General features: G+C 41.8%; 27 protein-coding genes. 20 read left to right on the forward strand and 7 right to left on the reverse strand.

Annotated features, from left to right (window positions below):
- Positions 1-4: 4 nt before the first annotated feature.
- The 4 genes from FGG79_RS00550 to FGG79_RS00565 form a co-directional block, all read right to left on the reverse strand.
- On the reverse strand, positions 5-433 hold the full coding sequence (locus FGG79_RS00550) for a hypothetical protein (RefSeq protein ID WP_138775601.1): 429 nt from the start codon (positions 431-433) through the stop codon (positions 5-7).
- A gap of 88 nt (positions 434-521) precedes the next feature.
- Positions 522-1385, reverse strand: a complete 864-nt coding sequence (locus tag FGG79_RS00555; RefSeq protein WP_481747260.1) for an aminoglycoside phosphotransferase family protein — start codon at positions 1383-1385, stop codon at positions 522-524.
- Positions 1386-1417: 32 nt separating this feature from the next.
- Complete coding sequence (locus tag FGG79_RS00560) at positions 1418-2350, reverse strand: alpha/beta hydrolase (protein WP_138777488.1); 933 nt, start codon at positions 2348-2350, stop codon at positions 1418-1420.
- A gap of 287 nt (positions 2351-2637) precedes the next feature.
- Positions 2638-3540 carry a hydroxymethylglutaryl-CoA lyase gene (locus FGG79_RS00565; protein ID WP_138775605.1) on the reverse strand — a complete coding sequence of 301 codons (903 nt, stop codon included), beginning with the start codon at positions 3538-3540 and terminating at the stop codon, positions 2638-2640.
- 173 nt (positions 3541-3713) lie between these two features.
- Here FGG79_RS00565 and FGG79_RS00570 point away from each other — a divergent pair, with 173 nt between their 5' ends.
- From FGG79_RS00570 to FGG79_RS00590, 5 genes are all read left to right on the forward strand, one after another.
- Positions 3714-4901 carry an acetyl-CoA C-acetyltransferase gene (locus FGG79_RS00570; protein ID WP_138775607.1) on the forward strand — a complete coding sequence of 396 codons (1188 nt, stop codon included), beginning with the start codon at positions 3714-3716 and terminating at the stop codon, positions 4899-4901.
- Between the two features lie 36 nt (positions 4902-4937).
- Positions 4938-5630, forward strand: a complete 693-nt coding sequence (locus tag FGG79_RS00575) for a CoA transferase subunit A (protein ID WP_138775609.1) — start codon at positions 4938-4940, stop codon at positions 5628-5630.
- 33 nt (positions 5631-5663) lie between these two features.
- Entirely contained in the window at positions 5664-6311 is a 648-nt protein-coding gene (locus FGG79_RS00580; RefSeq protein ID WP_481747261.1) for a CoA transferase subunit B, read from the forward strand.
- A gap of 303 nt (positions 6312-6614) precedes the next feature.
- Positions 6615-6845: a YqkE family protein gene (locus FGG79_RS00585; RefSeq protein ID WP_138775613.1), complete on the forward strand. Its 231-nt coding sequence runs from the start codon at positions 6615-6617 to the stop codon at positions 6843-6845.
- Entirely contained in the window at positions 6824-7369 is a 546-nt protein-coding gene (locus tag FGG79_RS00590; RefSeq protein WP_240794169.1) for a GrpB family protein, read from the forward strand. The genes FGG79_RS00585 and FGG79_RS00590 overlap by 22 nt, the downstream gene beginning before the upstream one ends.
- A 29-nt stretch (positions 7370-7398) precedes the next feature.
- On the opposite strand, the gene FGG79_RS00595 is transcribed toward FGG79_RS00590, so the two are convergent.
- Both FGG79_RS00595 and mciZ read right to left on the reverse strand, forming a co-directional pair.
- On the reverse strand, positions 7399-8322 hold the full coding sequence (locus tag FGG79_RS00595) for an aldo/keto reductase (RefSeq protein WP_138775615.1): 924 nt from the start codon (positions 8320-8322) through the stop codon (positions 7399-7401).
- A 78-nt stretch (positions 8323-8400) separates the two neighbouring features.
- Positions 8401-8526: a Z-ring formation inhibitor MciZ gene (gene mciZ, locus FGG79_RS00600; RefSeq protein WP_138775617.1), complete on the reverse strand. Its 126-nt coding sequence runs from the start codon at positions 8524-8526 to the stop codon at positions 8401-8403.
- 82 nt (positions 8527-8608) lie between these two features.
- Between mciZ and FGG79_RS00605 the strand changes: the two genes are divergently transcribed.
- Entirely contained in the window at positions 8609-9157 is a 549-nt protein-coding gene (locus FGG79_RS00605) for an NUDIX hydrolase (protein WP_138775619.1), read from the forward strand.
- Between the two features lie 450 nt (positions 9158-9607).
- Here FGG79_RS00605 and FGG79_RS00610 read toward each other — a convergent pair whose 3' ends face one another.
- Complete coding sequence (locus FGG79_RS00610; protein WP_138775621.1) at positions 9608-10198, reverse strand: GNAT family N-acetyltransferase; 591 nt, start codon at positions 10196-10198, stop codon at positions 9608-9610.
- A 132-nt stretch (positions 10199-10330) separates the two neighbouring features.
- Between FGG79_RS00610 and spoIIM the strand changes: the two genes are divergently transcribed.
- From spoIIM to FGG79_RS00675, 14 genes are all read left to right on the forward strand, one after another.
- A complete protein-coding gene (gene spoIIM, locus FGG79_RS00615; RefSeq protein ID WP_138775624.1) occupies positions 10331-10984 on the forward strand; it encodes a stage II sporulation protein M in 654 nt (217 codons plus the stop codon).
- Between the two features lie 111 nt (positions 10985-11095).
- Positions 11096-11554: a ferric iron uptake transcriptional regulator gene (fur, locus tag FGG79_RS00620; RefSeq protein ID WP_138775626.1), complete on the forward strand. Its 459-nt coding sequence runs from the start codon at positions 11096-11098 to the stop codon at positions 11552-11554.
- A gap of 184 nt (positions 11555-11738) precedes the next feature.
- Positions 11739-11966: a YqzK family protein gene (locus FGG79_RS00625; RefSeq protein WP_138775627.1), complete on the forward strand. Its 228-nt coding sequence runs from the start codon at positions 11739-11741 to the stop codon at positions 11964-11966.
- A gap of 6 nt (positions 11967-11972) precedes the next feature.
- The gene (gene xerD, locus FGG79_RS00630; protein ID WP_138775629.1) at positions 11973-12866 is read left to right on the forward strand and encodes a site-specific tyrosine recombinase XerD; all 894 of its coding nucleotides are present in this window, start codon (positions 11973-11975) and stop codon (positions 12864-12866) included.
- A gap of 200 nt (positions 12867-13066) precedes the next feature.
- Positions 13067-14251: a phosphopentomutase gene (deoB, locus tag FGG79_RS00635; protein WP_138775631.1), complete on the forward strand. Its 1185-nt coding sequence runs from the start codon at positions 13067-13069 to the stop codon at positions 14249-14251.
- A 98-nt stretch (positions 14252-14349) separates the two neighbouring features.
- On the forward strand, positions 14350-15165 hold the full coding sequence (locus FGG79_RS00640; RefSeq protein ID WP_138775633.1) for a purine-nucleoside phosphorylase: 816 nt from the start codon (positions 14350-14352) through the stop codon (positions 15163-15165).
- A gap of 67 nt (positions 15166-15232) precedes the next feature.
- The gene (locus tag FGG79_RS00645; protein WP_138775635.1) at positions 15233-16537 is read left to right on the forward strand and encodes a pyrimidine-nucleoside phosphorylase; all 1305 of its coding nucleotides are present in this window, start codon (positions 15233-15235) and stop codon (positions 16535-16537) included.
- 83 nt (positions 16538-16620) lie between these two features.
- Positions 16621-16752 (forward strand): hypothetical protein, encoded by a 132-nt coding sequence (locus FGG79_RS22230; RefSeq protein WP_276607942.1) that lies wholly within the window; start codon positions 16621-16623, stop codon positions 16750-16752.
- Positions 16753-17071: 319 nt separating this feature from the next.
- Entirely contained in the window at positions 17072-18238 is a 1167-nt protein-coding gene (locus tag FGG79_RS00650; protein ID WP_138775637.1) for a D-alanyl-D-alanine carboxypeptidase family protein, read from the forward strand.
- Between the two features lie 132 nt (positions 18239-18370).
- Entirely contained in the window at positions 18371-18721 is a 351-nt protein-coding gene (gene spoIIAA / locus FGG79_RS00655) for an anti-sigma F factor antagonist (RefSeq protein WP_044340116.1), read from the forward strand.
- A gap of 1 nt (position 18722) precedes the next feature.
- Positions 18723-19166, forward strand: a complete 444-nt coding sequence (gene spoIIAB / locus FGG79_RS00660; protein WP_138775639.1) for an anti-sigma F factor — start codon at positions 18723-18725, stop codon at positions 19164-19166.
- A gap of 12 nt (positions 19167-19178) precedes the next feature.
- Positions 19179-19943, forward strand: coding sequence for an RNA polymerase sporulation sigma factor SigF (gene sigF / locus FGG79_RS00665; protein WP_138775641.1), 765 nt, complete (start codon positions 19179-19181; stop codon positions 19941-19943).
- Between the two features lie 228 nt (positions 19944-20171).
- On the forward strand, positions 20172-20792 hold the full coding sequence (locus tag FGG79_RS00670) for a stage V sporulation protein AA (RefSeq protein ID WP_138775643.1): 621 nt from the start codon (positions 20172-20174) through the stop codon (positions 20790-20792).
- Positions 20782-21204, forward strand: coding sequence for a stage V sporulation protein AB (locus FGG79_RS00675; protein WP_138775645.1), 423 nt, complete (start codon positions 20782-20784; stop codon positions 21202-21204). The genes FGG79_RS00670 and FGG79_RS00675 overlap by 11 nt, the downstream gene beginning before the upstream one ends.
- Positions 21205-21226: the final 22 nt, after the last annotated feature.

The raw sequence follows: 21226 nt of genomic DNA on the forward strand, positions 1-21226 counted from the left end.
TTTTTTAAAACAAATAATACCAACAAAACGTAACAAGCAATCCCCCAGCAGAAAAAAGAAGCGTTCCAACAAAGAAAGGGGAGTAGGAAGGCGTGAAAATCTTAATCGGGGAAGAAAGCCCGAATTTCTTTAAGAACAAAATATCGGTATTCATATTAAAATGGGAGTGATAAGGGATGACCCAGCTCACAAACAGGAAGAAGGTACTTGAAATAAACAGTGCATCCAGGAATGCCAAGTGGTAAAAGAAGTAGATGGATGTATTAAACAGGGTTTCGATGAAAAGGGTAAGAGAAAGGAAGAAGAGCTGTTGGCGGAATGCGGTTAATTTATTAATAAAGAAAATCTCAAATTTACCCCATAGAGAAGCGAGCATGGCGATTAAGGCAATTCCGCCGAAAATATTCCCAAAGGCAAGTGCAATCTCTTTCATGACATCCTCTCCCTTTTCATTCCATATGTAATAATGAAATTCTAGCACATAATTCCATTTTTTGTATAGAGGAGGAAGAGGGTACCCATTATTCCCTCAATAGTTCATCAAACATACGAGCCAATGAAATTCCCGTTTTCCACCCGTCCTCACCATCTTCAACAGACCAGGAGGCAGATAGGACCGAATGACAGAGCCCGTAACGAATCAAACGTTCATAAGACAGGGAAAGAAGGGAAGTCAGTGTCCGTGTCCTGTATCGAAGAAGGTCTAATGGCACGTCCCATTTCTTCCATTCATTCAACATAAACTGAATACAGTCATACTCTCTTTCCCCGATTAGTCCTTTGGGGTCAATGACCGTCCAGCCGGAGGATTCCGAGAAAAGGATATTTCCGTGATGCAAATCCCCGTGTAGAAGAAAGAGATCGGTAGACGTATTCAGTAACTCAAGATAGAGTCGTTCAGCTTTTACGACTAGTTCTTCAGGGAGTGGCCCCGTTCCCCCATTGAATCGTTTCCTTAAACGCCCGATCCCGTTTGACCATGAGTGGACGGTAGGATAGGGATGGGCGGAAGCGGGTTTATGCCACAAACGGCGAGCAACCTGGGAAAAAATCTTCAGCACTTCTTCTTCCTCGTCTAAAAAATGAAGGGAATCCCCAGGTGTCAAACGATCTAAAAGGATCCAGCCCTCTTCTTTATTAAAATCAATGACTTCCACCATGCCCTTTCCCTGGAAATCCTGAAGGGCATGAAACTCATTGGAAAAATCGTTGTTAGGATATCCGATTTTCAAAACGGCATCTTGCTCTAGAGCAAGATGGACAGGAATTACAAAATTGTAGCTTAATGAAAAAGGCTTACCAAAGGTTAATTTGAATCGATCCTTTAACGACTCCATGAGTTCTTCCACGCTCGAGATCCATTCTGTCCCTGAAGCGCCATACATGGTTTGGATTTTTGATTTGAAATCAGTTGGAATCAAGAGACATCATCCTTTTCGTTTAGTACAAATTGATGGAGAAACCGTTGAATCACCTGTTCGTATTGTTCAGGATTGTCATTATATGATTGAGCATGTGTACCCTGGAAATCGAGAAACAGTTCTTTCGGGCCCTGCTTTTTATCAAACAAATCCTTTGTCATCTGAGGTAGGATAAAGTCATCATTTGTACTATGAATAAATAAAACGGGTTTTTGGATGTTTTGAACAACCGAAATGGGGGACAAATCCTTTAACGTGTACCCTTGCCGCAGCTTTAATGTGCCGCTAACGAGGGGGAGGAGCAATCTTGCGGGCATCTTCACTTCAATCCCCATTCTGTAAGCGAGCTGTTCGCCAAAATCAGAGAAAGGACAATCAGCAATATAAAAATCTGCCCGATCTTCCACACCCCCGGCATATAAAAGCATAGTCGCCGCTCCCATGGATTCGCCGTGGATCCCGAAGAAAACGTCCTCTCCTTCGCGCCGAATCAACTCATCCACCACAGCCTTTAAATCATTTTTTTCAAAATATCCGTAGCTTGTCGTCTTTCCACCGGATTCGCCGTGACGCCTGTGGTCATAAATCACGGCATTAAATCCCTGTTTGATGAAAAGATTCATATACTTAATCGAATTCCATTTATTTTCCGTCACCCCGTGGGAAAAGACCATGAATTTTTGATGGGGGTACGGCTTAACAAAAATCGTTTTAATATCATATCCGTATGGAGAAGGAATAAGGGCCTCGACTTTAGGAAGCGCATCAAAATCTTTTTCTATAAGTCGGGTCGATTCTGCTTCCCGTGAACGAATAAAGTCATCTCCTTTTTTTGGTAAATACATAAACCGATGTGTAATATACACCCCAAGCAGACCTATGGACGAAAGGGTACCGCCAAGGAAGGCAAGTTTTCTTCTCAACGTCATCACCTCAAACATAATTATTCTTACGTTTATTGTAGCAAATGGAGGAAAAAAGAGGAATTTTTGAGCGGAACCGCATAGAAAAAGTGCCTCAATAGAGACACTTTTTTTAAGATAAAGAACTTACGATTTGGCGTTTTGATCTTTAGCGGGGTGGATGGATTTATCCATTTCCTCTTTCACCATGGTGTTTGAAACCGTATCTGTGTTCGGTTTCCCTTTGTGACTCAAGTGACACCTCTCCTTCACGTTTTAACTATTTTAGAATGTTCGAAGGAGAGTGTTGATATTCACGATTGATTCAACTCGTACAGGCGGTAGTAACCGCTTTCGATCGGGCGGCTGACATGAGGCTTAACGAGCTCGATGGCGTAGGCAAGCTTCTCTAAATCAATTCCAGTAGAGATCCCCATTTCTTCCATCATGTATACTACATCCTCGGTCGCTACATTCCCTGTCGCACCAGGGGCAAACGGGCAGCCACCGAGACCGCCTGCACTTGTGTCAAAGCGGTCAACCCCCGCCTGCAAAGCAGCAAGGATATTGGAAAGTGCCATCTTCCGTGTGTCGTGGAAATGGGCCGTAAGTAAAGTGTTTGGCAATTCCTGTTTCAGTAAAGAGAAGAGGCCATAAGCTTCTACCGGATTCGCACGGCCGATCGTATCTGCGACGCTTAATTCGTCAACGCCCAATGAAACAAATTCCCGGCAAAGAGAAAGTGCATCCTCCTGAGCGATTTTCCCTTCATACGGACAGTGAAAGGCGGTAGAGATACAAGCTCTTACGAAATAGCCTTGCTCTTTTAACTCAAGTATAAGAGGGGCAAGTCCTTCAATAGCTTCTGCCGTTGTCTTATTAATGTTTTTCTGATTAAAGGTATTACTCACGCCGACAAATACAGCCACAGATCGGCAGTCTGTTTCATACACACGTTCAATCCCTCTTTTATTGGGAGCTAGAACGATATCCCGTGAATCAGTGGTCATACAGGAGTTGACGATGTCACTTGCATCCTGCATTTGCGGCACCCATTTCGGAGAAACGAACGATGTCAGCTCCATTTCCCTGATACCTGATTGTTTCAGCCGGAAAATAAATTCCTTTTTTACATCCGTAGGAACAAAGTTCTTTTCATTTTGTAATCCGTCTCTTGGACCAACTTCGATAATCGTTGCATTTTTAGGTAAATTCATAATTTCCCTCCCCCCTTCATTTTAAGAAAATTTCGACATATAAATCAATATAAAAATTTTTTGACGAATTTAGAGGAATTTAACCGCTTACATAGAATGAGTTAAAGTGGAACTGTTTTTAACGAAAAGGAACATGCAGACTAATCAGTCAGAAGAGAAAGGGAGGAAGTAAGATGTCGAACGAAGTCGTCATTGTAAGTGCCGTACGAACAGCCATCGGAAGCTTTAACGGATCGTTAAAAGGTATTTCAGCTCCGGAACTTGGAGCGATTGTCATTAAAGATGCCCTCGAAAAGGCTGGTATAAATGCAAGTGATGTAGATGAAGTGATCATGGGGAATGTGTTGCAGGCAGGGCTAGGTCAAAATCCCGCCCGTCAGGCAGCCATCAAGGCGGGACTGCCAGAGCAAGTACCGGCCATGACCATTAACAAAGTGTGTGGATCAGGATTAAAAACGGTCCATCTGGCAACGCAGGCAATCCTTTCTGGGGATGCGGATATCATCGTTGCAGGTGGAATGGAAAATATGAGTCAGGCTCCCTATTTATTAAAAGGAGCAAGAGAAGGATATAAAATGGGAGACCAAAAAGTGGTCGATAGCATGATTACCGACGGCCTATGGTGTGCTTTTAATGATTACCATATGGGTGTGACTGCAGAAAATCTTTGTGACCGTTACTCACTTACCCGTGAAGAGCAGGACGAATTTTCTGCCTGGAGCCAGCAAAAGGCAAGCGCGGCGATAGAAGAAGGCCGATTTAAAGATGAAATCGTTCCGGTTCATATCCCTCAGCGAAAAGGAGACCCTGTCGTATTCAACCAGGATGAATTCCCTCGTAAAGGATCAACAGCAGAGAAGTTATCTGGTCTTCGGGCAGCTTTCAAAAAAGACGGGACTGTAACAGCCGGAAATGCATCTGGCATCAATGATGGGGCTGCTGCAGTGGTCGTCATGTCCAAGAAGAAAGCAGACGAACTGGGCATTACTCCTCTAGTGACGATAAAAGGTAACGCCAATGCAGGTGTGGACCCAAGTGTTATGGGAATCGGTCCAGTTGCCGCCGTTAAAAAAGTATTGGAAAAAACAAAGCTGACAATCGAAGATATGCATCTGATTGAAGCGAATGAAGCATTTGCCGCCCAATCATTAGCGGTCGATAAGGAACTACAATTCAAGAAGGATGCTCTGAACGTGAATGGGGGAGCGATTGCATTAGGTCACCCAATCGGAGCTAGTGGAACGCGAATACTCGTGACACTGATTCATGAAATGAAGAAAAGAGGCGTACAAAACGGACTGGCTACCCTTTGCATCGGTGGAGGTCAGGGTGTAGCAACAGTCGTTGAACTTCATAAATAAGAAACCGGGAAGATCCAGATTCGAGGAGGGAATACAATGAAAGAAGTATACACTTCATATGACGAAGCAGTGGCAGACATTCATGATGGCGCCACATTAATGGTCGGAGGATTCGGTCTTTGTGGAATCCCCGAAAAACTCATCCTGGCCCTTGTAGAAAAAGGTATAAAAAATCTAACGGTTATTTCAAATAACTGCGGTGTAGACGACTGGGGATTAGGTTTATTATTGAAAAATAAGCAGATTGATAAAATGATCGGCTCCTATGTCGGGGAAAACAAAGAATTTGAGAGACAGGTTCTATCGGGAGAGCTTGAAGTGGAGTTGGTTCCTCAAGGTACGCTTGCAGAGAAAATCCGTGCGGGGGGAGCAGGGATTCCTGCATTCTACACGCCGGCAGGAGTCGGCACACCAGTAGCTGAAGGAAAGGAAACACGTTCATTTAATGGGAAAGAATATTTGCTGGAAGAAGCGTATACGGCAGACTTCTCCCTTGTTCGGGCATGGAAGGCGGATAAGATGGGGAATCTGATTTATAACAAAACGGCTCAAAACTTTAACCCAATGATCGCGGCAGCAGGAAAAGTGACGATTGCCGAAGTCGAAGAGCTTGTTGAAATCGGGGAAATCAATCCGAATGAAGTGCATACCCCAAGCATCTACGTGCAACGACTGATTAGAGCAGATCAGGAAAAACGCATTGAAAGAAGAACAGTGAAACAAGCATAGAAGGGAGAGTGGAACGGGATGGATCGTGCCAAAATGCGTGAAACAATTGCAAGAAGAGCGGAAAAGGAAATAGAAGATGGTTTCTATGTAAACTTAGGAATCGGGATGCCTACACTGGTAGCCAACTATATGACAGAAAACAAACAGGTTGTTCTTCAATCAGAAAATGGATTACTTGGAATTGGTCCTTATCCAGTAGAAGATGAAGTAGATGCTGACCTCATCAATGCAGGGAAAGAGACCGTTACGGCGATTCCAGGATCCTCTTACTTTGATAGCTCAGAATCTTTCGGGATGATTCGCGGTGGCCATATAAATATCGCAATCCTCGGTGGGATGGAAGTAGCTGAAAACGGGGACCTTGCCAACTGGATGATTCCAGGGAAGATGATCAAGGGAATGGGCGGTGCAATGGACCTTGTTCATGGTGCTCAGCGCATCATAGTCATCATGGAGCATGTCAATAAAGCGGGTGAGAGTAAAATCCTGAAAGAATGCACCTTACCTCTGACAGGAAAAGGTGTCGTTCACCGGATCATCACGGATCGGGCCGTGATGGATGTCACGGATGAAGGCTTACTGTTACGTGAAGTAGCAAATGGATTCTCAGTGGAGGATATCCAATCATCAACGGATGCGACCCTTATTGTAGGAGAAGACGTTAAGCTGGAAGCATATTGATGTAGAAAGCCGGTTAGAAGGGGGAGGTCTCTTTCTAACCGGCTTTTTGTTACTGGGGGTAAGCAGCTGGGAAGGGGAATAGAAGTGCCGCGAAAATTGTCGGATTTACCATGATGGTCGATATCTTGAAAGTACGGTTGATAAAATGAAAAGACGGTCGATAAATCTACATAACGGTCGATAAATTCGACGAACGGTTGATATATTCCTATAACGGTCGATAAATCCAAAACAAGTACATAGTCCCCTTTGACTAATACCAAAAAAAGATTTATAACTATGAATGATAGGGGGAATCATCACATGTCCAAGAAAAAGAAACAAGAAGCAGAATTAACATTGAAAAATTCAGTTAACCATGATCTCTTTGAACAATTGAAGCAAAAGAAGAAAGAACTTGAAAAAGTAGAGTCAGTTAAAAAAGAAGAAGAGCGGCTTAAAAAAATAGAAGAGAAAAAGCAACGGGAGAAAAACAAGAGCTTTGAAGAATTACTGGACGAAAGCAATATGAATTGGAAGAATTACAAGGATTAATGAGGGATGTAAAAGTAGTACCTTATCAAGCTGACTGGAAAGAGAAATTCGAAACGGAAAAGTGTGATCTCACAATGCTTCTGCCAGACGCAACCATCCATCATATCGGTTCAACCTCTGTAACAGGCTTAGTCGCTAAACCGATAATCGATATAATGGTAGAAGTCCCCATCCTTACAAGCATTGATAAACAGTCTGATGAGTTCGGTCAACGAGAGTATGTAGGGAAAGGGGAAAATGGCATTCCGAACCGCCGTTTTTTCTATAAGGGAGAAGGAAATGCCAGAGCCGTACACCTTCATATTTTTCCTTATGGAATCGATCACGTAATCAGGCACTTAGCCTTCCGTGATTATTTAAGAGAACACGACGGGGAAGCTCAACAATATAGTGAACTCAAATCAAGGCTTGCAAAGAGATTCCCACAGGATATGGAAAGCTATATTCAAGGCAAGGATCAATTTGTGAAGAATATGGAACAAAAGGCGTTGAATTGGTATAAAAATAAGCGAGAAGGGAACTAAAACCCTGGCTCGCTTATTTTTTTACTCACTTAATCCCTATGTTGCTCATACCGTGATAATTTGGTTAATTGTTTAAGCATATCTATCTCCTGAGGGGATAAAGGGCCTGCATTCACAGCGTCGATATTCTCCTGGAGCTGTTGAACAGAACTTGCTCCAGGAATCACTGCAGCGACCGATTCGTGGGACAGAATAAACTGAAGGGCAAGCTCATTCATCTGGCGTTTGTCTCCCATTTTGTTATGAATGGACTTGATCGTTTCCTGAAGTTCTGAATAGGAATAGTCAAGATATCCATTCTCTTTCATTTTCGCAGAAGCTTTGGAAAGCATTTTTTCAGAGAGAAGCCCTTTTGCCAAAGGCCCCCGTGCCACGATACTCACATTGTTCTCATCTAGTAATTCCATCCACTCTTCCGGACGGCGGTCAAGTAAGCTGTACTGCATCATCACACTCTCAATAGTGGCTTTACTCAGAAATTGCTTAATAACATTTGGTCTGATGGAAGAAATACCGTAGTGGCGTATCAAGCCTTCCTTCTTTAATTCCTCAAATGCTTCGATTGTTTCGTCAAAATGATCTTCAATCGTACCACCATGAAGCTGATATAGGTCGATATAGTCCACTTTCAGGCGAGATAAGCTATCCTTTACAGCAGACTTGATATAGGATTTTGAAGGATCCCAGTGCCAGCCATCCTCTACGTCATTCCAGCGGTTCCCTACCTTTGTTGCCAATATGATATCGTTCCGGACATCACGGATGGCGTTGCCGACAATTTCTTCATTCTGGCCAAAGTCGTATAAATCAGCAGTATCAAGATAATTGATCCCATTTTCTAAAGCATGTTGCACAATTTCTTTGGCACCCTTTTCTTCAGTTCCAAGAGACATACATCCGAGGCCCATTTTTGATACAAGTAAATCCGAGTTTCCTATTTGTCTTTTTTCCATTGTATCCGTCCTTTCGACATTCGCACTCTCTATTATATTAACGAAAGTTGGGATGAATAAACAAAGGAAACGGTTTTTCTAGCGGGTCGATTCAATCCATTCCTTTACCGTGACGAAGGATTGATTATATTCCTTAAGCTTTGCCTTGATTTCCCATGCTTTTCCTACAAGGATGATCCGGTTTTGTTCAGTAATCACCTTCAAGGGGTTTCACCTCGATCCTCGAATCAGATATGGTAAAATGTATGAGAAATCGATCAATGACAGAACAAGGAGAGTTGAACGGATGAAAAAATTTGAAGAAAAGACAATCACAACGGAAACAATCTATCAAGGGAAAATCATAGATCTTCAAGTGGATGAAGTAGAGCTCCCCAACGGGAAGACTTCCAAACGGGAACTAGTTAAGCATCCTGGGGCTGTGGCCGTAATTGCGCTGACACCGGAAGGGAAATTAGTGATGGTGGAGCAGTATCGAAAAGCACTGGAAAAATCTATTATCGAGATCCCAGCAGGGAAGCTTGAGCCGGGGGAAGAGCCAGATAAAACCGCCCTACGTGAATTGGAGGAAGAAACGGGTTATGGATGTGAGAATCTCGAGCACCTGATTTCGTTTTACACGTCACCCGGATTTGCCGATGAACTCGTTCACTTGTATGTCGCTCATGATATTTATCCAATCGAGGAATCAAAAGAAGCGGATGAGGATGAATTTGTCGAGTTAATTGAAGTGACAGTAGAGGAAGCAAAGCAGCTTATGAATGAAAAGCGGATCTACGATGCCAAAACCGCATATGCTGTACAATATCTGCAACTACAACAGCTTACAAAGTAGTAGTGGTATAAGAGAGAAGAAACGTTCGGAATGAGAAGTTCTTGGTCAAGCAAAGCTGGACTCCGGTTGAGATGGAGTCCAGCTATTTGGATGGGTATGATAGAAGACGCATAAACAGAAAAAGTGACGCAATAACGGTTGGTTTTGACGCATAAAATTAAAAAGTGACGCAATCACGACCGATTTTGACGCAATAATTCTCAGAATGACGCAATCGGGTCTACTCTCTGTATTCCAGCAAGTACGAACCAGTACAGTTTCACTTAAACATTCATTAAGTTTAACTGTTTTAACTCAAATGTATGAAGAAAAACCGGATTTTCAAACTTATCGGCTTCTAAGGAAAGTTTGTTCATGCATTCACAAGATAAACTAGCTATATTTATACCAACTATCATCCCTCGAAACAAGAGACCACCCCAAAAGGATGGCCACTTTCTATACAGCCTCTTATAATGGTCTATGTCCTTCTAAATCCCCGGGAATCATGGAATAAATACATGTATTCCGGGGGTCTACCCCATTCTCATCAAGGTGATCATGCCGGCTGATGCCTTCTTGCACAAACCCCAGTTTTTCAGGGACCTTTCTTGACGAAGTATTTCTCTCATCGCAGCGAATTTCGATGCGTTGACAGGAGAGATGATTGAATGCAAAGTTTGTTAAAGCCTCGACTGCTTCAACAATATAACCTTTTTTTGTGTGCTTTGTGTGCAGCCAGTAACCAATTTCTACTTTAGGGACATCCCAATCGATGCGATGAAACCCGGTCGATCCAACAAATTCATCGGATTGTTTTAGGTAGATATGGAGACGGATATCGGTCCTCCTGATGAATGTTGCATAGGATTCCCGGATCCCGGACTCTACATCTTCAAGGGTAATTTCTTTGCGTGCGAAGGGCAGCCACGGTTTTAAATCGTTTCTAGACTCAGAGATTGCGGTATAAACGTCAGGACCGTCCCCTGGCATACAAGGTCTAATGTACAGTCTGGACGTTTCGATTCGATCGGGAAACTCGATTAAACTTGATTTGCTCATGACAATTCCCTCCTAGTTTGCGACAAGGTTTCTATGATTATACGTTTATCCATATAGAAGTTCAATAGAATAGAATAAACATGTCCTTCCCTACATATAGATTAGTAATCGATATCTAGGAGGAGCACTGTGATGCGCAAAAAATTATCTAATTCAAACCCACTCGTCCAACATGTACAAGCACATTCCTCAATCTATTTATTTATCATTACACTGTTTTTAATGGGCATCATTTTTGGTGCGATTGTTGTGAATTCATTGTCGTTCGCCCAGAAGGAAGATCTCTATTTCTATTTAAGTAAGTTTTTTAGCGAGATGGAAGATGGCAGTATGACATCGGCTGAAGAGTTGTTCAGGCAGAGCTTTCTTCATAATGTAAAGTATCTTGGATTAATCTGGCTTTTGGGTATCTCAATTATTGGACTCCCTCTCATCTTCGTCCTATTATTTATGAAGGGTGTGGTAGTTGGATTTTCAGTAGGCTTTCTTGTGAATCAAATGGGATGGAGCGGATTTTTATTATCGTTTGTTAGTGTGCTACCACAAAATATTATTATCATACCTGCATTTATTTTCATAGGAGTGGTCAGTGCCAGCTTCTCCCTTACGTTGATTCGGAAGATTTTTATGAGGCAAACGTCGTCCATGCAATTTCAAATGATTCCGTTCTTATCCCGGTACGTCATTTTCTTTGTGGTAGCCATCGGAATAGTGACCATCGCGGCAAGCGTTGAAGCATATCTATCTCCTAATTTAATGGAAATGGTTATTTCGAAATTAAAATAAAATGATTCTTATTTAAGAATCATTTTATTTATTTGATTATAATTATTTTATTTTGCTTATTCTTCCCTTTTTGATATAATAGTAAAGACATTGACGAGGGAGGAAGGGACTATGGAAAGCCGTATTGAACGAATCAAAAAACAACTTCATTCTGCTAGCTACAAGCTTACGCCGCAGCGCGAAGCAACCGTACGCGTGTTATTAGAACACGAAGAAGATCACTTGAGCGCCGAAGATGTATACCTCCTCGTTAAGGAAAAATCTCCGGAAATTGGACTGGCCACCGTATATCGTACGTTGGAATTGCTATCTGAACTGAAAATTGTGGATAAAATTAACTTTGGCGATGGTGTATCGCGCTATGATCTCAGACAAGAAGGAGCAGCCCACTTTCATCATCATTTGGTTTGCATCGAATGTGGAGCGGTTGATGAAATTCAAGAAGATCTCCTTGAAGACGTAGAAACCATTGTTGAGCGAGATTGGAAATTTAAAATAAAAGATCACCGACTTACCTTTCATGGCATATGTTCAAGATGCCAGGATAAAGAAGAAGATTCAGAAGAATAAGCTGTTGTCAAAAGGCCTTAAAGACTCCTGTTGTTGTTTCTCTTTGGAAACATCCCATACATACTCTTTAAGGCTTTTTCATATTTGGACAGAAATTTTAATCGTTTTGACTCCATAAGGTATAAAACCGTTTAAAAACGTCATAGCTTGTATTATAGACGTGACGAATATGGGGGATGACAAAATGGTAAAAGGAGTTCAAATGGTTTGGCAAACCATTAAAGTGTTCATTTTATTTACTGGATCCACGATTTTATTTTACTATGGTATTATGTGGATAAGTGAGGAATACGAAGGGTACCACAGATATGATGAACCTGAGGGAGCAGCAGTGAAGGTATATTCTTCTGTGACAGAGGAAAATAGCCATTGGTATGATCGGTTATTATTTTTTTATATGAACGGGGAGTAATGCAGCGTGGAAGACCATATTCAAGATTTCATGCACTTTTTAATAGTAGAAAAAGGACTTGCTAAGAACACGATTGAATCGTATCAGCGGGACTTAAAGAATTATTCACTATACTTAACGAAGGTGGAGGAAGTATCGGAACTGAACGGCGTTTCGAGGGTGAATATCGTCCAGTTTCTCGGCCATTTAAAGAGCCAGGGGAAATCTTCAAAGACCGTAGCTAGGCACGTGGCATCAATCCGTTCCTTTCATCAATTCCTCTTAAGGGAAAAGGCGACGGACCAAGATCCGACTGTGCATATTGAAACACCGAAAACGGAGAGGACACTTCCTAAGATATTAAGCATTGCTGAAGTGGAAGCACTACTCGAAGCACCTGAGGAATCGACACCGCTGGGTATGAGGGACAAGGCGATGCTCGAGCTCCTTTATGCGACGGGAATTCGGGTCAGTGAACTCATTCAGCTTAAATTAGAAGACGTACATTTGACCATGGGCTTTGTCAGGTGCATCGGAAAAGGCAACAAAGAGAGAATTATTCCCATCGGACAGACTGCCATGAAAATATTGAAGGAATATTTAGATGATACACGATTGAAATTAAGAAGCAAGAAGCATCGTGATGACCACTTATTTCTAAATCACCACGGAAAAGGTCTCACAAGACAAGGTTTCTGGAAGAATTTAAAAATACTTGCCAAGAAAGCCAATATCGAGAAAGATTTAACGCCGCACACGCTCCGTCATTCATTCGCAACCCATTTGTTGGAAAATGGGGCGGATCTAAGAGCAGTCCAGGAGATGCTTGGTCATGCTGACATTTCCACCACCCAAATCTATACACATGTGTCAAAAACCCGCTTAAAGGATGTCTATTCACAATTTCATCCCAGAGCATAACAAGAGAGCCTTTAAAGAAAATCAATTCTTTAAGGGATCTCTCTTGTTTTTTTTGATGGGGAAAAGTAAAATATAGATGTCAGACTTCTGACGTTAAATTCTGTCGATTGTATCCAAACAGAAAAGGGTAAGATACGGTTGAAGGTAAGAAAATGTAACCGCTTTTTTTAGAAAGCTTACTATATAGGAGGTTTACTTGAATGAGTAACTATACATACAAACGAGTTCACTTGATCGTAATGGATTCTGTGGGCATAGGCGAAGCGCCTGATGCAGAACTATTTAATGATAAAGGATCTGATACTCTCGGTCACATCGCCGAACATATGAATGGACTGAATATGCCGAATATCGGGAAGCTGGGCTTATCGAATATTAAGGAAGTTAAAGGGATCGAAAAGTCCGATCAGCCGCTTGCTTTCTACACGAAAATGCAGGAGGCTTCTGTTGGGAAAGACACAATGACAGGGCATTGGGAAATAATGGGCCTTCATATTGATACACCGTTTAAAACCTATCCTGATGGTTTCCCAGAAAAATTGATCCAGAAGCTTGAAGCCGAGACAGGAAGAACCATCATCGGGAACAAGCCTGCAAGTGGAACGGAGATCATTGAAGAATTAGGGAAAGAGCATATGGAAACGGGAGCTCTTATTGTCTATACTTCTGCTGATCCGGTCCTTCAAATCGCAGCTCATGAGGACATCATTCCAATTGAGGAACAATATAAGATTTGTGAAATTGCTCGTGAAATCACCAAAGATGAAGAATTTCTAGTAGGCCGTGTGATTGCCCGTCCATTCGTTGGGCAACCGGGTGAGTTTAAGCGTACGTCGAATCGTCATGATTATGCATTGAAACCGTTCAACCGTACGGTCATGAATGAAATGAAAGATTCAGGTTATGACGTCATTGCTCTTGGTAAGATTTCAGATATTTATAATGGCGAAGGAGTTACTAATTCTATTCGGACGAAGCATAATATGGATGGGATGGACAATCTCATTAAAACCTTCGACCAGTCATTCACGGGATTAAGCTTCTTAAATCTTGTAGACTTTGATGCCTTATATGGTCATCGCCGCGATCCTGAAGGGTATGGAAAAGCCTTGGAAGAGTTTGATGCACGGCTACCTGAAGTATTCGAGAAAATGACAGAAGACGATCTTCTTATCATTACAGCCGATCACGGTAACGATCCGACTGCTCCAGGAACAGATCATACGAGAGAATATGTTCCTCTTCTTGTTTATTCAAAACGATTTGAAACAGGACAAGAGCTGCCTATCTCTAAAACGTTCGCTGATATCGGGGCAACAGTGGCAGATAACTTTAATGTAACCATGCCGAAATTTGGTCAAAGCTTTTTAACACATTTGAAGTAAGAACAGGATACTCGGAGAGAAGTGAGGAGAGAGGACCTTTTAGTATCGGTCATTCCCTCCTCTTCCTACTTGAATAAAAAGAAAAAGGAGCCAGGAATATGAATTACGAAAAAATACAAAATGCAGCAAGTCATTTGAAAAATCAATATACAGGTGAACCGAAAATCGGCCTCATCCTGGGATCGGGATTAGGAGTGCTGGCGGATGAAATCCAGAACTCAGTGAAGATCCCTTATAAAGAAATCCCTGATTTCCCCGTATCTACCGTCGCTGGTCATGCCGGGCAGCTGGTCTTTGGTCAGTTAGCAGGTCAAGAAGTTGTGGCTATGCAAGGTCGTTTTCACTATTATGAAGGTTATGGCTTCGATAAAGTTACCTTTCCTGTACGTGTCATGAAGGAATTGGGTGTTGAAGTGCTGATCGTAACGAACGCGGCTGGTGGAGTAAATGAGGAATTCAATGCAGGTGACTTGATGCTGATTACAGATCACATCAACAATATGGGCGGGAATCCACTTATCGGGGCTAATGACTCCCGTTTAGGAGCAAGATTCCCTGACATGTCAGAGGCGTATTGTAGAGAACTTCGTCAAAAGGCGAAAGAAATTGCCGCTACTCTTTCTATTGACGTGCAAGAAGGTGTTTACGTGGGAAATACAGGACCTACATACGAAACACCTGCTGAGGTTAGACTTGCTCGTACACTTGGTGGGGACGCAGTCGGAATGTCCACTGTACCTGAAGTAATTGTGGCTCGTCATGCCGGAATTAAAGTATTGGGAATTTCATGCATTTCAAATATGGCAGCTGGAATTCTAGATCAGCCCCTTTCACATGATGAAGTGATGGAAACAACTGAAATGGTACGTGCCAACTTTTTAGCCTATGTGAAAGAAATCGTAAAATCTATATAGATTCAGTACTTATGAACAAACAGCGTCTAAAAGACGGTGATTAATACTAGAAAAGTGGGTGAATACCATGAGAATGGTTGACTTAATAGAGAAAAAGCGTGAAGGAAAAGAACTGACTACTGAAGAAATCAACTTCATCGTTGAAGGGTATACAGAAGGAAATATCCCTGATTATCAGGTAAGTGCCCTTACAATGGCAATTTTCTTCAAAGACATGAGCGATAGAGAAAGAGCAGACCTTACAATGGCAATGGTAGAATCAGGAGATCAAATCGATTTATCTGCCATTGAAGGAATTAAGGTAGATAAACACTCTACAGGCGGTGTTGGTGATACAACAACACTTGTTTTAGGACCACTGGTTGCCTCGGTAGGTGTACCTGTAGCTAAGATGAGTGGAAGAGGTCTTGGACACACTGGAGGAACCATCGATAAACTTGAATCCGTAGAAGGCTTCCATGTGGAGATTGAGAACGATGAGTTCATCCGTTTGGTGAACAAGAACAAATTAGCTGTTATCGGACAAAGTGGTAATTTAACACCAGCAGATAAAAAGCTATATTCCTTACGTGACGTGACAGCAACGGTCAATAGCATTCCTTTGATCGCAAGTTCCATCATGAGTAAGAAAATCGCAGCCGGTGCAGATGCAATTGTGCTAGACGTGAAAACTGGTGCAGGTGCCTTCATGAAGACATTAGACGATTCAAAAGCACTTGCAAAAGCAATGGTGAACATCGGGAATAATGTTGGTAGAAAGACGATGGCGGTCATATCCGATATGAGCCAGCCCCTCGGATTTGCCATCGGAAATGCCCTTGAAGTGAAAGAAGCGATTGATACGTTAAAAGGAGAGGGTCCTGAAGACTTAACAGAGTTATGCTTAACACTGGGAAGTCATATGGTCTACCTGGCTGAAAAGGCATCAACTTTACAGGAAGCTAGAGAGCTCTTACAGAAAGCGATTGAAGATGGATCGGCTCTTGAAAACTTCAAAGTATTCTTAGAGTCACAGGGTGGAGATGCGTCAGTAGTGGACGATCCGGCTAAGCTTCCACAAGCACAGTATAAAATTGAGCTTGAAGCGAAAGAAGACGGATATGTTTCTGAAATCGTTGCTGATGCAGTAGGAACTGCAGCAATGTGGTTAGGCGCAGGCCGTGCGACAAAAGATTCTGTTATCGATTTAGCAGTCGGTCTTGAATTGCGAAAGAAAATTGGTGATTCTGTTAAAGTAGGGGATTCACTAGCAACAATCTACAGTAACGATGAAAACATTGACAATGTTAAAGAAAAACTATATGAAAGCATTAAAGTAACATCTGCACATGTAAAAGCACCGACGTTGATTCATACCGAAATCACAGGTTGATTTTCGATCAATCGAAGCCCTTGCCAAGAGGATTTATTCTCTTAGGCAAGGGCTTTTTTTGTTGGGAATGGGATAGAAGAGGTTTGAGTCAGAGTGATGTTACAAAAGAAGGTATTCTTGCTCAGAATGACGCAATCAATCGAACAGAGGCATTTTCTTACCTTGAAAGAGAGCAAATAGATGATGTGTTAATCCTTTCGTTTCCAAATCTATAGAGTTTGAGTCTAATAAAAAGCTAATTTCGAAAGGCTCTTTTCGCAAAGATTGTTGTTTTCTAACAAAGGAGCTGCAAAGGCTCTGTCTAATAGTGTGTGCGATAGATGGTGAGGGGAACAGCTACGCTTTCCGGCGGACGAACGGGCCAATATAGATTTACCCTACAGTGAGATAACAAATTTCCGCACTATTTGCATGACTCCATAAGAGACCACGAGCAGGTTTGGAATTTTACCAATGTTTGTATAAAAATGATGCAGTTGGAAAAACTGGGTCTATGAGGATTGTAATAACGAGATTTGATTGGAGGACAGTTGGATGAAACGTTTAGCGTATATAGTGGTGACATTTGTATTAATGGCTTTTCTATCTCCTTCTATGGGATTGGCTCAAGAGAAGAAGTCAGAATTAGCTGAAGTAGCGAAATCGGCTATTTTAATTGAACGTGATACTGGAACGGTACTATATGAGAAGAATAGTCATGAAAAGCTGGCACCAGCGTCCATGACAAAAATTATGACCATGATGTTGATCATGGAAGCCCTCGAAAAGGGTCAAATTAAATGGCAAGACAAGGTTCGCGCAAGTGAATATGCGGCTTCCATGGGTGGGTCACAAATCTTCCTTGAGCCCGGTGAGAGCATGTCGGTAGAAGAAATGCTGAAAGGGATTGCGATCGGATCTGCCAATGATGCATCTGTAGCGATGGCAGAGCATATTGCAGGAAGTGAAGAAGCCTTTGTTGAAAAAATGAACAAAAAGGCAAAAGAACTGGGGTTAAAGGATTCTCATTTCAAAAATCCTACAGGCTTACCGTCCAAAGATCATTACAGTTCGGCACATGATATGTCCATGATGGCCAAGGAACTTCTTAAATATGAAGGGATCACAAAATTCACAGGCAGCTATGAATCATACTTGAGAGAAGGATCCGATAAAAAATTCTGGTTGGTAAATACAAATAAATTGGTTCGCTTCTATGAAGGGGTGGACGGCTTGAAAACAGGTTTCACCAATGAAGCGAAATATTGCTTAACAGCCACAGCGAAAAAAGACAACATGAGAGTAATCGCAGTTGTGTTCGGTGCACCAACGCCGAAGGAGAGAAATAATGAGGTAAGTAAAATGCTTGATTATGCCTTCAATCAGTATTCGACTAAACCATTATTCAAAAAAGGTGAATCACTAGCACAGGTGAAGGTTTCGAAAGGGAAGGAAAATAAAGTGAATGCGGTAACTGATGAACCCATTTCTCTTCTAACACAAAAAGGGGAAAAATTAGATGAAGTGGAACAAAAGATCACACTCAAGAAAGACCTGAAAGCTCCTATCAAAAAAGGGGACCAAGTTGGGACCTTAGTTGTGATGAACAAAGGGAAAACAGTAGTAAAAAGCACCCTTGTTGCTAAGAAAGATGTAAACGATGCAAGTTGGTGGGAACTATACAAAAAATCCTTTGGGCTTTTCACGAAGGTAGGAAAGTAACGAGGTAAGAATTCTTTCATGAAAATAACCTCTAATTATGACGAATTCCTTCTAGTTTTGTCATGGAGAAGGATTTCACTAAAAGAATAGCGAAATGACTCACTATACGACAGAGAAGGAGGCTTTCTGATAGTGAGTCTTGCTATTAACTTAGAAGTCAAAAAAGATGTATTGTGTGTCCGTTTAAGTGGTGAGTTGGATCATCATACTGCTGATGAATTGAGGGAAAAAGCTTCAAATCTGATTGAAAGTGAGAATGTAAAGCATATCATTTTGAATTTAGAAGAATTAAGCTTTATGGATAGTTCAGGTTTAGGTGTCATTTTAGGTCGATACAAGCAGATTAAACAAAAGCATGGAGAAATGGTAGTGTGTGCGATTTCCCCTTCTGTAAACCGATTATTTGAAATGTCTGGGTTGTTTAAGATTATCCGTCTTGAACCGTCTGAAGAAAATGCATTACAAAGATTGGGGGTCGCCTAACTTGAGAAATGAGATGAATATCCAATTTAGTTCTTTAAGCCAAAATGAATCCTTTGCCCGGGTCACCGTTGCTTCATTTATTGCCCAGTTGGATCCGACGATGGATGAGTTGACTGAGATCAAAACCGTCGTATCTGAAGCTGTAACCAATGCGATCATACATGGCTATGAGAATAAACCTAATGGCACAGTTTATATCTCAGTCATCATGGAAGAAGATGGATTTATTGATATGACCATTCGCGATGAAGGAATCGGGATTGGAGATGTAGAAGAAGCACGCCAACCACTTTACACATCCAAACCTGAACTCGAACGTTCTGGAATGGGCTTTACCATTATGGAAAATTTCATGGATGAGATCGAAGTGTCATCACACCCAGGTACAGGCACTACGGTAAGGTTGAAGAAGCACTTGACTAATAGTAAAGCGCTATGCAATTAAGGAGTCGTGCCCATGGATGTCGAAGTGAAAAATGAAAAGGAACAGACCTTCTTAAAGGATCATGAGGTGAAGGAGCTTATAAAGCAGAGCCAGGCTGGTGACCAAAGTGCGAGGGACCTGATTGTCCAAAAGAACATGCGCTTGGTTTGGTCCGTGGTTCAACGCTTCCTCAACCGGGGGTATGAGCCTGATGATCTCTTTCAGATAGGCAGTATCGGGTTGCTGAAATCAGTGGATAAGTTTGATTTAAGCTACGACGTCAAGTTCTCGACATACGCAGTTCCGATGATAATCGGAGAGATTCAGCGCTTCATCCGGGATGACGGAACAGTAAAAGTCAGTCGTTCTTTGAAGGAAATGGGGAACAAGATACGAAAAGCGAAGGATGAACTCTCCAAGAAATTTGGAAGGGTGCCGACAGTAAGTGAGCTCGCCGATCATCTCGAGTATTCGGTAGAAGAAGTGATCATGGCTCAGGAAGCAAGTCGTGCTCCTTCGTCCATTCATGAAACCGTTTATGAAAATGACGGAGACCCTATTACCCTATTGGATCAGATTGCTGATAATAGTGATAATAAATGGTTTGACAAGATCGCGTTAAAAGAAGCGATACGTGAACTTGATGATAGAGAACGTCTGATCGTGTATTTAAGGTATTACAAAGATCAAACCCAGTCGGAGGTAGCGGACCGGCTCGGAATATCGCAAGTCCAGGTATCGAGGCTCGAGAAGAAAATATTACAAACGATGAAAGATCAAATGCATACAGATTCTTAGGCAAAATAACCTTACCGGTTCATTTTCTGAACCGGTAAGGTTATTTTTTTAGTGGCCAATTTTGAAATTGTTTCCATTTCTAGTTTACTCAGTCCATAAAGAGGCAATCATCCGTCATACTTGCCTCTTTATGGAACCGGACCATCAAGGTGACCATTACATAATTAATTTCCGTTAATCCATACTATTGGTACGAAGGGAAAATCATGTTGTCAGGAAGTGAACTACATGGAAGGGATATTATATATTCGCTTACGTCATCGAGTGCAGGTAAGGGAAGGGAGTATGGTCAATCTCGGGCAGCTTGCTCAACTGATAGCACCTGAAGATCGTGTAGAAGACCTCAGGCAAATTCAGATCCACCAAGTGACGCCATCTGATAAGAATATTATTGTGGTCGATGTGATGAAGGTAATAAGGGAAATACACAATGATTATCCGGATTTGGATATTCAAACGATCGGGCCTGCACAGTCTATTATCGAAGTGATTTATGAGAAAAAGAAAGTCTCTCTCCCATTATTCATTGGCGTTTGGCTATTATTATTCGTAGGTGCGGCCCTGGCGATCATGAATTTTCATGAAGATGTAAGTATGAGAGAAGTTCATCAAAAACTGTATCATTTTGTGACTGGAGGGGTGGATCCTCATCCATTATTATTCCAGGTTCCCTATTCATTTGGTTTAGGCTTTGGAATGATCCTATTTTTTAATCATGTTTTCCGAAAAAGACTCAATGAAGAGCCGAGCCCTCTTGAGGTTGAAATGTTTAATTACCAGCAGGATTTAGATCAATACGTGATTATGCATGAAAATAAAGAAAGTCAGAAAAATCTAGATGACCATTAATGTAGTGATCACCGTATTTATTGGTTTTGCTGGTGGACTGGCAGTAGGCTCTGGCTTTGTGGCCTTTTTAACAGTATTGGGAATTATCCCTCGATTAACGCAACTGACGAAAACGATGAAAATGATTCATTACTATGAACTTGCTGTCATAAGTGGAGCACTAGTCGGGGGGTTTATAAGTTTAAATGAATACACGCTTCATTTTTCTCCATTGGTCCTTATCCCTCTTGGTTTGGCAAGTGGCACATTTATAGGACTATTGGCTGCTGCCTTAACAGAAGTATTGAATGTATTCCCCATTCTGGCAAAGCGAATTGGGATCGATGGTCAAATTGTCATCTTAATTATGGCCATTGTTTTCGGTAAAATTTTCGGCTCTCTATTTCATTGGCTCTACTTGGTTCATCAATAAATTGTAAGAGGCAGGGGTTCGT

It is taken from the genome of Bacillus sp. BHET2, from assembly GCF_005938125.1.
Taxonomy (GTDB): Bacteria; Bacillota; Bacilli; order Bacillales; family Bacillaceae_B; genus Rossellomorea.

Bases quoted from the DNA above. Each gene is read 5' to 3' on its own strand.
- FGG79_RS00550 (WP_138775601.1), bottom strand. From the start codon at position 433: ATGAAAGAGATTGCACTTGCCTTTGGGAATATTTTCGGCGGAATTGCC.
- FGG79_RS00555 (WP_481747260.1), bottom strand. From the start codon at position 1,385: ATGTATGGCGCTTCAGGGACAGAATGGATCTCGAGCGTGGAAGAACTC.
- FGG79_RS00560 (WP_138777488.1), bottom strand. From the start codon at position 2,350: ATGACGTTGAGAAGAAAACTTGCCTTCCTTGGCGGTACCCTTTCGTCC.
- FGG79_RS00565 (WP_138775605.1), bottom strand. From the start codon at position 3,540: ATGAATTTACCTAAAAATGCAACGATTATCGAAGTTGGTCCAAGAGAC.
- FGG79_RS00570 (WP_138775607.1), top strand. From the start codon at position 3,714: ATGTCGAACGAAGTCGTCATTGTAAGTGCCGTACGAACAGCCATCGGA.
- FGG79_RS00575 (WP_138775609.1), top strand. From the start codon at position 4,938: ATGAAAGAAGTATACACTTCATATGACGAAGCAGTGGCAGACATTCAT.
- FGG79_RS00580 (WP_481747261.1), top strand. From the start codon at position 5,664: ATGCGTGAAACAATTGCAAGAAGAGCGGAAAAGGAAATAGAAGATGGT.
- FGG79_RS00585 (WP_138775613.1), top strand. From the start codon at position 6,615: ATGTCCAAGAAAAAGAAACAAGAAGCAGAATTAACATTGAAAAATTCA.
- FGG79_RS00595 (WP_138775615.1), bottom strand. From the start codon at position 8,322: ATGGAAAAAAGACAAATAGGAAACTCGGATTTACTTGTATCAAAAATG.
- FGG79_RS00605 (WP_138775619.1), top strand. From the start codon at position 8,609: ATGAAAAAATTTGAAGAAAAGACAATCACAACGGAAACAATCTATCAA.
- FGG79_RS00610 (WP_138775621.1), bottom strand. From the start codon at position 10,198: ATGAGCAAATCAAGTTTAATCGAGTTTCCCGATCGAATCGAAACGTCC.
- spoIIM (WP_138775624.1), top strand. From the start codon at position 10,331: ATGCGCAAAAAATTATCTAATTCAAACCCACTCGTCCAACATGTACAA.
- fur (WP_138775626.1), top strand. From the start codon at position 11,096: ATGGAAAGCCGTATTGAACGAATCAAAAAACAACTTCATTCTGCTAGC.
- FGG79_RS00625 (WP_138775627.1), top strand. From the start codon at position 11,739: ATGGTAAAAGGAGTTCAAATGGTTTGGCAAACCATTAAAGTGTTCATT.
- deoB (WP_138775631.1), top strand. From the start codon at position 13,067: ATGAGTAACTATACATACAAACGAGTTCACTTGATCGTAATGGATTCT.
- FGG79_RS00640 (WP_138775633.1), top strand. From the start codon at position 14,350: ATGAATTACGAAAAAATACAAAATGCAGCAAGTCATTTGAAAAATCAA.
- FGG79_RS00645 (WP_138775635.1), top strand. From the start codon at position 15,233: ATGAGAATGGTTGACTTAATAGAGAAAAAGCGTGAAGGAAAAGAACTG.
- FGG79_RS00650 (WP_138775637.1), top strand. From the start codon at position 17,072: ATGAAACGTTTAGCGTATATAGTGGTGACATTTGTATTAATGGCTTTT.
- sigF (WP_138775641.1), top strand. From the start codon at position 19,179: ATGGATGTCGAAGTGAAAAATGAAAAGGAACAGACCTTCTTAAAGGAT.
- FGG79_RS00670 (WP_138775643.1), top strand. From the start codon at position 20,172: ATGGAAGGGATATTATATATTCGCTTACGTCATCGAGTGCAGGTAAGG.
- FGG79_RS00675 (WP_138775645.1), top strand. From the start codon at position 20,782: ATGACCATTAATGTAGTGATCACCGTATTTATTGGTTTTGCTGGTGGA.